Here is a 9,714-nt window from a genome sequence, read left to right as displayed (position 1 = left end):
CTCGCCTCGCGCTCGGCCGCGGTGAAGCGGCGCCGGTCGGCAAGCTCGCCGAGGGCGCATTCACCGCGCCGGTGCTGTGCGAGCTCGCCGCTGCGCAGAAGGTCGATATGCCGGTGTCAAACGCGGTCGCCGCGATCCTGAGCGACCGGCTGACGATCGATGACGCGATCGAAGGCCTGCTGACGCGGCCATTCAAGGCGGAAGGCTAGCGCTGATCGTGCTGACGCGCTTTCTCCACGCGAGACGGCGACCGCTTCGTTCAAGAGCGTTCTCATCACCGCGCCGTCGCGAAGGCCACGAGGTCGTGCAGTCCGGCCCCCGCTCCATCGGGTGTCACGCCGAGCTCCTCGGCTGACGCGTTGCTGCGGTTGACCCAAAAGGTCGGATAACCGAACCATTTTGCGCCGGCCACGTCCCATCCGGCGAATGCCGCAAAGACGATCTCCTCCTTCTTCAGTCCAAACGCGTCGACACCCATTTGATAGGCGCGCGCATCCGGCTTGAAGGCAGAGACCCTGTCGGTGCTGAGGTGATCTTCGAACAGACCCTCGAGCCCGGAATTCTTGATTGCCGCGTCCAGCATCGGTGCGGTGAAGTTGGAGAGAAACGCCATGCGCAGGCCGGCGGCGCGAAGCTGCACGAGCGCCGGCACGACGTCCGGCCACGCCTTGAGTTCCAGGTAGCACTGCATCAGGCGGTCGCGCTGCTCGGGCGAGAGCGAGATCTTCATCGCCTTTGCCGCGAACACCAGCGCGTCCTCGGTGACCCGCCAGAAGTCGGCATACTGCCCGCCGAGCGTCCTGAGCCAGGTGTATTCGAATTGCCGGGTTCGCCACACGGCGCTCAGCTGCGCGCCCATGCCGGGAAACATCTCGTCCAGCCGGGCGGACACGGGACGGGGATCGATCACGGGGAAGCCGTCGAAGGCGACCGCCCGGAACGGCGGGCGGCCTGCCGCGCGCGACCGATCGGGCAGCACCGTCGCGGCCGTGACGGAGGCCGCGGCCAGGGTCGTAAACGTCCGGCGATCGAGAAGCATGTCGTTTCCTCGCATTGTGCGCCGCCAGCGTTCACACAATTGCGTGTTGGCACAATCGCCCGATTTCAGCAGAGATCATTCCGTGTTTCAGAACAATCGGGGAGGGATGACGATGGACCGGCTCGAGGAGCTCCGCCTGTTTCTCGCGATCGTTGACAGTGGAAAGTTTGCGGCCGCCGGCCGCAAATTCGCACGTTCACCCTCCTCGACGACGCGGATCGTTGCCGAACTTGAGCGACGCCTCGGCACGCGGCTGCTGCAGCGGACCACGCGAAAGCTGTCGCTGACCGACTCCGGGGCGCGGCTTGCGGCGCAGGCGCGCCGCCTGCTTGCCGATTATGACGACGCGATCGACGGCGCGATCGGCGAGGCCGCAAGCCTGCGCGGCAACATCAAGCTGTCAGCGCCGACGCTGTTCGGCAGCCGTCACATCGCACCGCTGGTGCGCGCATTCCTTGAACGTCACCCTGACATCACGCTGCAATTGGCGCTCGAGGATCGTCTCGTCGATCTGATCGACGAGCGGATCGACATCGCGCTGCGGATCGGCCATCTGACGGACTCCTCGCTGAGGGCCCGGCGCGTCGGGGAAGTCCGACGCATTGTCGTCGCCAGCCCCGATTATTTGAAGCGGCATGGCCGGCCGCGCAGACCCGACGATCTCGCGCGGCATCATGCCGTGACCTTCGTCAATCAGGCGAGCCCCGCGGCCTGGTCGTTCCAGCACAAACACGGGGGTCCGCAGAAGGTCAAGGTGTCGAGCCGCATGGAGGTCAACCGCGCCGAGACGGCGATCGGACTGACGCGTGGCGGCATGGGCTTGACACGCGTGTTGTCGTACCAGGTTGCGGGTGAACTCGCGGCGGGGTCCCTGGTCCGCGTGCTGAGGGATTATGAAGTCGCGCCGATACCGGTTCAGCTGGTCTATCCCAGCGCACGGCTGATGGCGCCGCGCATTCGGAGCTTCCTGGACTTCGCCGCCGGTGAGATTCCGCAGATCGCGTTCAACCATTTATAGCGGGTTGCAGCTGTCGCGCTTGACGGCGCTGACTTCCGCGCAGAGATCATGCGCACTGTGATAGCGTAGCGGCGACCGTCGGATCCCGTTCCAACAACAAGAAACCGAACTTGGGGAAAGTACATGCGTCAACCGCGTCACGTTATCGTTTCGATCGGCATTCTGTTTGCCGTCGCCACCTCCTGCGCCACCACGCGCGCGCAAACGGCCGTACCGTACGACGAACTCGCCAAGCGCGAGGCTGCGGCGAACGCCGAGGATGGCAAGCGGGTCGCCCCGCTCAAATCGATCGGCAATCCCTCAAGTGACGTCTCCCCGGAGATGCAGGCGATGATCGGCGCGCCCTACCCGCCGCATTTCAACGCCGACCCGAAGACCCCTGCGGAGTGGAAGGAGTTGATCGACCGCCGCGCCAAGCTCCTGATCGCGGATATTCCGGCCATGAAGGCGAAGCTCGGCGTCAAGGTGGAGGAGACCAGGATTGCCGGCGTGCATTGCTACATCGTGACCCCGAACAAGATCGCGCTCGAGAACCGGCGGCGCCTGCTGATCCACGTGCATGGCGGCGGCTATGTATTCGGCCCCGGCGAAGCGGCGTTGCCGGAAGCCATCATGATGGCCGGCTTTGGCGGCTACAAGGTGATCTCGGTCGACTACCGGATGCCCCCGGACTTCCCCTATCCGGCCGCGATGGACGACGCGATGGCGGTCTGGAAGGAAGTCCTGAAATCGCACGAGCGCCACCGGCTGGCGATCTTCGGCACCTCGACCGGCGGCGCGATGACGCTTGCGATGGTGTTGCGGGCGAGGGACGAGAAGCTGCCGCTGCCTGCCGCCATCGCGCCGGGCACGCCGTGGTCCGACATCGACAACATCGGCGACAGCTACGCGAGCAACGAGTGGGTCGACAATGTGCTGGTGACCTGGGACGGATGGCTCGGCCGCGCGGCAAAGCTTTATGCGAACGGGACCAGCCTCAAGAATCCCTACATTTCGCCGATCTACGGCGACTTCAAGGGCTTCCCTCCGACCATCCTGACATCGGGCACGCGCGACCTGTTCCTCAGCAACACGGTTCGCACGCATCGCAAATTGCGGCGCGCCGGCGTGATCGCCGATCTCAATGTCTATGAGGGGCAATCCCACGCGCAGTACCAGATGAATATCGATGCGCCCGAGACCAAAGAAGCCTTCACCGACATCGCCAAATTCTTCGATCGATACCTGAAGCAGTGAGTGTTGCCATCAAGATCAGATGCCCGTGCTTGTCGCGGGCATCCGGCTGCCTGTAGATTGCCGCGCGATGAGCGATCGAGAACAGGGTGAGTCGCGATGAATTACTGGCTGGTGAAATCCGAACCGTCGACCTGGTCGTGGGACCAGCAGGTCGCCAAGGGTGCGAAGGGCGAAGCCTGGACCGGCGTGCGCAACTTCACGGCGCGGCAGAACCTCGTCAACATGAAGAAGGGCGACAAGGCGTTCTTCTATCATTCCAACGAGGGCAAGGAGATCGTCGGCATCGCCGAGATCATCAAGGAGGCCTATCCCGATCCGACCGACAAGACCGGCAAGTTCGTCTGCGTCGACATCAAGGCCGACAAGCCGCTGAAGACGCCGGTGACGATGGCCGCGATCAAGGCCGACAAGAAGCTCGCCGACATGGCGCTGGTGAAATATTCGCGGCTCTCGGTGCAACCGGTGACATCAGAGGAATGGAAATACGTCTGCAAGATGGGCGGGCTGTAGCGTCCCGCTCTACTGTCGTCCCTGCGAAAGCAGGGACCCATAACCACAGGCGTGCGTAGCAGCAGCGCGCTGGGGCCCCAGTTCGCTCAAACGTCATGCTTCTGTGGTTATGGGTCCCGGCTCGCGCTTCGCTTGGCCGGGACGACGAGTGGGGCGGGCTTACGCCCCCGCCGCCATCACCACCTGTGCCAGCAACTGCTCGCGCTTGGACTGGGTGCGGTAACCGCCCATCGTCGCGGCGAAGCGTTCGAGGATGCCGTCCTCGAACGCGGTGACGATGGTGTCGTGGACATAGCTCTTGCGGCAGATCGCCGGCGTGTTGGAGAGCTGGTCGGCGGCGGCGCGGATCGCGTCCAGCACCTGGCGCTTGCGGCCGCGCTGGCTGGCGGCCGGCGTGATCCGCGACAGCGATTCCACGACGACGGCCGAGGCCATCAGGGTGCGGAAATCCTTTAGCGAGATCTTGATGCCGGCGAGCTCGCGCAGGAATGCGTTCACCGCCGTGGTCGAGGCCGCGCGGACGACGCCGGAGCGGTCGTGATACTGGAACATGCGCTTGCCCGGGACACCGCGCAGAATGCCGATCGCACGCACCAGCTTGGCCGCGTCGCATTCCTTGCGCACGGCCTTGCCGCCCTTGGCCTTGAAGGTCAGCACCAGAGAATCGTCTTCCAGCGTGACGTTCGACTTCAGAAGCGTGGTGGCGCCGCGGGTGCCGTTGAGGCGGGCATAGGATTCGTTGCCGGGCCGGATCGCGGTGCGCGCGATCAGCTCGATCACCGCCGACAGCGCGAACTCGCGCGTCGGCTCGTCGCCGGACAGGAACGCCGAGACCTTGCGCCGGATCTTCGGCAACGCGGCGACGAGCTTGGCCAGGCGATGCGCCTTGCGCTGCTCGCGGACCTTCTCCCAGTCGGCGTGATAACGGTACTGCAATCGGCCCGCGGCATCGCGGCCGACCGCCTGCAGATGCGAGCTCGGATCACTGGAATAGCGCACCTGACGATAGGCCGGCGGAACCGCCATCGCGTGCAGCCGGCGGATCGTGCGCGCATCGCGGACGCGCGAACCGTTGGCGCGAACGAACGAATAATTCTTGCCGCGCTTGATACGGCGGATGGTCAGCTCATTCTGGTCGCCGAGCCGCAGGCCCAGATCGCGCGCCAGATCCTCGACCGAGGTCTTGATGGCAGCCGGCGCGTCAAGCTTGAGCTTTGCCCGGGGCGACTGCAACTTTGCCTGCGGCTGCTTGGGCCATTGGCCCAGCGCCTTCGCCAAGGCGACAGCGGGATCGGCGGACATGGGCCGCACAGCCGCGATGTTCTGCTGATCCATCATACTTCCAAGACGCCTTGTTCCGCTGTTCTCCCGGTAATGCCGTTGCTTCGGGCTTCGTTCCGGTTGGCCATCCGGCCTCGGTTTGGCGATTTAGGGCGTCGAGGCCGATATTGCGAGTCGCGAATCGGTTATCGACGGTTTCTAGATACCTTTCATGGGTGCCATTCGCCTGCTAACCTTGATTTTGAGCCCTCGGGGATCGGTCAAAATGGCGGGAGCCCGGCCCGGGAACCAGGTTTTTGAGCGCGACCGCGGCTGCAGGAGACAGGTCAGGGATCGTGCCGTTTCGCACCAAGTCCCCCGGACGGCACTGCCACACGTCACGATCCACCCGGCTCTTCTGGCAGGTGATAAGCCACACTGGCGGTTCGGACGGAAATGTCGGCGCAGATCGTCGCGGAGGCCCCGCGGGTATTCATCGAAGCACGCTGGAGGTGGTCTAGCAGAATTGGCGCCGTGCCACCGTCGGCGTCGCTCCCTGAACGTTGATTGAGGCTCTCCAATATCGGCATCAGCAGATCGCGGTCAGCAATTCCTTTGCGACAGCCAGCCTCTGCAGTGACGGCGATATGTGCCCGCGAGCGGAGCAGAGAACGATACCACTACGACCAAGAGACCAGTGACCTGAAGCAGGCGATGGAGCATAGGTTTCACTCGTCAACCAGGCGCGGTAAACCGCCCAATCAGATGAGGAAGCCTATGGGATATCCGGCGGCTTCGGCGCGACGAAAGTGACAGCCCTTTTTCCTTGCCGGGCCGGAATGCGGCAACGCATAATCGCGGCAATGATCAAGACGGCTTGCCGTCGCGTCGTTTGCGATCGGCAATGAGTGGAGGAAAGCGATGTCCGAGAAGATCTATGACGTGTCGGCCGACTGGGCCAAGCGCGCCTATATCGATGACGCCAAATACCGCGAGATGTACGCGCGCTCGGTCAAGGACCCCAACGGCTTCTGGGCCGAGCACGGCAAGCGGATCGACTGGATCAAGCCCTTCACCAAGGTCGAGAACGTCTCCTTTGCGCCCGGCAACATCTCGATCAAATGGTTCGAGGATGGCGTGCTGAACGTCGCCTGGAATTGCATCGACCGCCATCTCGAGAAGCGCGGCGACCAGACCGCGATCATCTGGGAGGGCGACGATCCCTCCGAATCGAAGCACATCACCTACCGCCAGCTACACGACGAAGTCTGCAAGATGGCCAACATCCTGCGCACGCGGAACGTCAAGAAGGGCGACCGCGTCACGATCTATTTGCCGATGATTCCGGAAGCGGCCTACGCCATGTTGGCCTGCGCGCGAATCGGCGCGATCCACTCGGTGGTGTTCGGCGGCTTCTCGCCGGACAGCCTCGCCCAGCGCATCAAGGACTGCGACTCCAAGGTGGTCATCACCGCCGACGAAGGCCTGCGCGGCGGCAAGAAGGTGCCGCTGAAGGCCAATGTCGATGCCGCGATCGCCAAGATCGACTCAAAGGATTCCGGCGGCGTCGATTGGGTCGTGGTGGTGAAGCGTACCGGTGGTGCGATCGACATGAACCCGACGCGCGACCTCTGGTATCACGAGGCCGCCGAGATGGTGACGACCGAATGCCCGGCCGAGCACATGCATGCCGAGGACCCGCTGTTCATCCTCTACACCTCGGGTTCGACCGGCACGCCGAAGGGTGTGCTGCACACCTCGGGCGGCTATCTCGTATTCGCGTCGATGACGCATCAATACGTGTTCGACTATCACGACGGCGACGTCTACTGGTGCACCGCCGACGTCGGCTGGGTCACCGGCCACAGCTACATCCTCTACGGACCGCTCGCCAACGGCGCGACCACGCTGATGTTCGAGGGCGTGCCGAACTACCCGGACAATTCGCGCTTCTGGAACGTGGTCGACAAGCACAAGGTCAACATCTTCTACACTGCGCCGACCGCGATCCGCGCGCTGATGCAGGGCGGCGACGAGCCGGTGAAGAAGACCTCGCGCAAATCGCTGCGCCTGCTCGGCTCGGTCGGCGAGCCGATCAATCCCGAAGCCTGGGAGTGGTACTACCGCGTGGTCGGCGACGATCGCTGCCCGATCGTCGACACCTGGTGGCAGACCGAGACCGGCGGCATCCTGATCACGCCGCTGCCCGGCGCGACCAAGCTGAAGCCGGGATCGGCGACGCGGCCGTTCTTCGGCGTGGTGCCTGAAATCGTCGATGCCGACGGCAAGACGCTGGACGGCGAGACCTCGGGCAATCTCTGCCTCGCCAAGTCATGGCCGGGTCAGATGCGCACGGTCTATGGCGACCATGCGCGGTTCGAGCAGACCTACTTCTCGACCTACAAGAACAAGTACTTCACGGGCGACGGCTGCCGACGCGATGCCGACGGCTATTACTGGATCACCGGCCGCGTCGACGACGTCATCAACGTCTCCGGCCACCGCATGGGCACCGCCGAGGTCGAGAGCTCGCTGGTCGCGCATGAGGCGGTGTCGGAAGCCGCCGTGGTCGGCTACCCGCACGACATCAAGGGCCAGGGCATCTACGCCTATGTCACGCTGATGAAGGGCACCGAGCCGACCGAGGCGCTGCGCAAGGAGCTCGTCGCCTGGGTCCGCAAGGACATCGGTCCGATCGCCTCGCCGGACCTCATTCAATTCGCGCCCGGCCTGCCGAAGACGCGCTCCGGCAAGATCATGCGCCGCATCCTGCGCAAGATCGCCGAGGACGAACCGTCCAGCCTCGGCGACACCTCGACCTTGGCCGATCCGGCCGTGGTCGACGACCTCGTGCAGAACCGGCAGAACAAGAAGGGCGCGCCCGCCTGATCCGGCGGCAGCAAGATCGGAACATCGAGCAAGGGCCGCGTGCGATCACCGCCGCGGCCCTTCGCTTTCTCGTCACGCGAACCGGCATCCATCCCGCATCGCGGACGGGACAGGCTTGGTTCAAAACGCTCGGCGCGGCCCTTTCACGGGATTGTCAGAGGCGCGGCGCGATTGCGGCGCGTTTGTGGCCAAGTGTTGTTTTCAGGTCATTTACTTTAATCCGAACTTTTCCTTTTCTCCCCGCCATCAGGACGTGTCTCGCGGCCGGTGTGAAACCACCCGGTTAAGACACGCGGTTAATATTGCGTGCGTGAGACCGGGGGGCCCGGTTTTTTCAGGGCTCTGCACCTTCGTTTTTGGCTCCCTCCTGGGAGCTGTTGGGAAGTGGAGAGGTTGATGTCGATGAAGTTTGCGGTGGCGCTGGCTGCCACCTTTGGTGCTGTTGTTTTGATGTCGCAGACGGCCGAAGCGCGGCCGGAAATGGTCGGAATACACGCTGACAATTATGAGCCGGGCACCATCGTGGTGAAGACCAACGAACGGCGGCTCTACCTCATTCTCGATTCCGGCCACGCGATGCGTTACCCGGTCGGCGTCGGCAGGTCCGGCAAGCAGTGGGCCGGCACCACAAAGATCGACGGCAAGTATCGTTACCCGGCCTGGTCGCCGCCCGCCGAGGTCAAGCACGACAAGCCGAGTATTCCGAACGTGATCGCAGGCGGTTCGCCGCATAACCCGATGGGCGTCGCCGCTATGACGCTGGCCGGCGGCGAATATGCCATCCACGGCACCAACGTGCCGGGTTCGGTCGGCGGCTTCGTCTCCTACGGCTGCATCCGCATGCTGAACACCGACATCACCGATCTCTATTCGCGGGTCGAGGTCGGCACGACGGTCGTCGTCACCCGCTGATCGCACACAGTCCTTCGCCGAAAGAAAGGCCGCGCACCTGCGCGGCTTTTGTTTGCCTATCCTCAGCGCGCGAAATTTCCACACCAGCCGAAGCGGTGCCCGCCATTGTAGGCGCGCGCATGGCCGGCTGCGAGCAGCGCGGCCGAGACGTTGTCGGTCTTCTTCGTCGCGACGTCGGCGACGACGCGACCCTGATATTTGTCGGGACCGATGTTGTAGATCGCGACATCGCCCTGCCCGAGCAGATCGCGCAGCGCCACCGTCGCCGCCTGCGCCATTTGCAGCTCGCGCGCACAGGACGCCTTCAGCTCCGGCGCATCGATGCCGCGCAGCCGGACCCGCGTATAGAGATCGGGGCCCGGCGCGAGATGCACCCGCGCCTCGAACGTGTCGCCGTCGATCGTTCTGACGACATCAACGGCATGGCGAGCGTCAGGCGCGCCGGCCCGCTGCCAGATCATTTCGGCATCGCGCGACCGGCTCAACGACCAGTGCGACGGCAAAGGCACCCATTCAGGCGCCCATCGGCGGATCGGCAGCATGCTGCCGACGGCAATGCCGAGAACGAACACCCACGGCAGCGCTGCCGAGACACGGCGGCCCCAGGGTGAGCGGCGAAAGGGCGGACGTCCCGTCCCACGATAAGGATTTATTCTCTCATATGGGGACATATTCCCAAACTGATCTGAGTCGGACCGCCAAGCAAGACTCTCAGAAGTCCGAGGCGATGCCCTTGGTCTCCCAATCGCCGTAACGTGTCGGTTCCGGTCCCTTCGGGCCCTGGAATTCCTTCGGCCGCGCGGCCGCATCCTTCGCGGCGGCCTCCTCGGCAGCCTTGCGCCGCGCCGCG

9 protein-coding genes and 1 pseudogene are annotated in these 9,714 nt (G+C 64.2%); 6 read left to right on the top strand and 4 right to left on the bottom strand.

Annotation, left to right across the window (positions count from 1 at the left end):
- A pseudogene (locus tag H8B02_RS41175) lies at positions 1–209 on the top strand (NAD(P)H-dependent glycerol-3-phosphate dehydrogenase); the annotation flags it as partial.
- 65 nt (positions 210–274) lie between these two features.
- Here H8B02_RS41175 and H8B02_RS41170 read toward each other — a convergent pair.
- Positions 275–1,039 (bottom strand): haloacid dehalogenase type II, encoded by a 765-nt coding sequence (locus H8B02_RS41170; protein ID WP_229171405.1) that lies wholly within the window; start codon positions 1,037–1,039, stop codon positions 275–277.
- 112 nt (positions 1,040–1,151) lie between these two features.
- Here H8B02_RS41170 and H8B02_RS41165 point away from each other — a divergent pair, with 112 nt between their 5' ends.
- From H8B02_RS41165 to H8B02_RS41155, 3 genes are all read left to right on the top strand, one after another.
- A complete protein-coding gene (locus tag H8B02_RS41165; protein WP_229171404.1) occupies positions 1,152–2,057 on the top strand; it encodes a LysR family transcriptional regulator in 906 nt (301 codons plus the stop codon).
- A gap of 123 nt (positions 2,058–2,180) precedes the next feature.
- Positions 2,181–3,293: an alpha/beta hydrolase gene (locus H8B02_RS41160; RefSeq protein WP_229171403.1), complete on the top strand. Its 1,113-nt coding sequence runs from the start codon at positions 2,181–2,183 to the stop codon at positions 3,291–3,293.
- A gap of 96 nt (positions 3,294–3,389) precedes the next feature.
- A complete protein-coding gene (locus tag H8B02_RS41155; protein ID WP_092121214.1) occupies positions 3,390–3,803 on the top strand; it encodes an EVE domain-containing protein in 414 nt (137 codons plus the stop codon).
- A gap of 159 nt (positions 3,804–3,962) precedes the next feature.
- Here H8B02_RS41155 and H8B02_RS41150 read toward each other — a convergent pair whose 3' ends face one another.
- Positions 3,963–5,141 carry a DNA topoisomerase IB gene (locus H8B02_RS41150; protein WP_229171402.1) on the bottom strand — a complete coding sequence of 393 codons (1,179 nt, stop codon included), beginning with the start codon at positions 5,139–5,141 and terminating at the stop codon, positions 3,963–3,965.
- Positions 5,142–5,984: 843 nt separating this feature from the next.
- On the opposite strand from H8B02_RS41150, the gene acs reads away from it, so the two are divergent.
- Positions 5,985–7,952, top strand: a complete 1,968-nt coding sequence (gene acs / locus H8B02_RS41145; RefSeq protein ID WP_229171401.1) for an acetate--CoA ligase — start codon at positions 5,985–5,987, stop codon at positions 7,950–7,952.
- 396 nt (positions 7,953–8,348) lie between these two features.
- Entirely contained in the window at positions 8,349–8,864 is a 516-nt protein-coding gene (locus tag H8B02_RS41140; protein WP_229171400.1) for a L,D-transpeptidase, read from the top strand.
- Positions 8,865–8,926: 62 nt separating this feature from the next.
- Here the strand turns inward: H8B02_RS41140 and H8B02_RS41135 are convergent, their stop codons facing one another.
- Both H8B02_RS41135 and H8B02_RS41130 read right to left on the bottom strand, forming a co-directional pair.
- Positions 8,927–9,535: a thermonuclease family protein gene (locus H8B02_RS41135; protein ID WP_229171399.1), complete on the bottom strand. Its 609-nt coding sequence runs from the start codon at positions 9,533–9,535 to the stop codon at positions 8,927–8,929.
- Positions 9,536–9,575: 40 nt separating this feature from the next.
- Positions 9,576–9,714: DUF1674 domain-containing protein (locus H8B02_RS41130; RefSeq protein ID WP_229171406.1), on the bottom strand; the 139-nt coding region annotated here is incomplete at its 5' end.

Origin of the sequence: Bradyrhizobium altum (assembly GCF_020889705.1) — a bacterium.
GTDB classification, from domain to species: Bacteria; Pseudomonadota; Alphaproteobacteria; order Rhizobiales; family Xanthobacteraceae; genus Bradyrhizobium; species Bradyrhizobium altum.
This window is presented reverse-complemented; position numbering and strand designations above follow the sequence as displayed.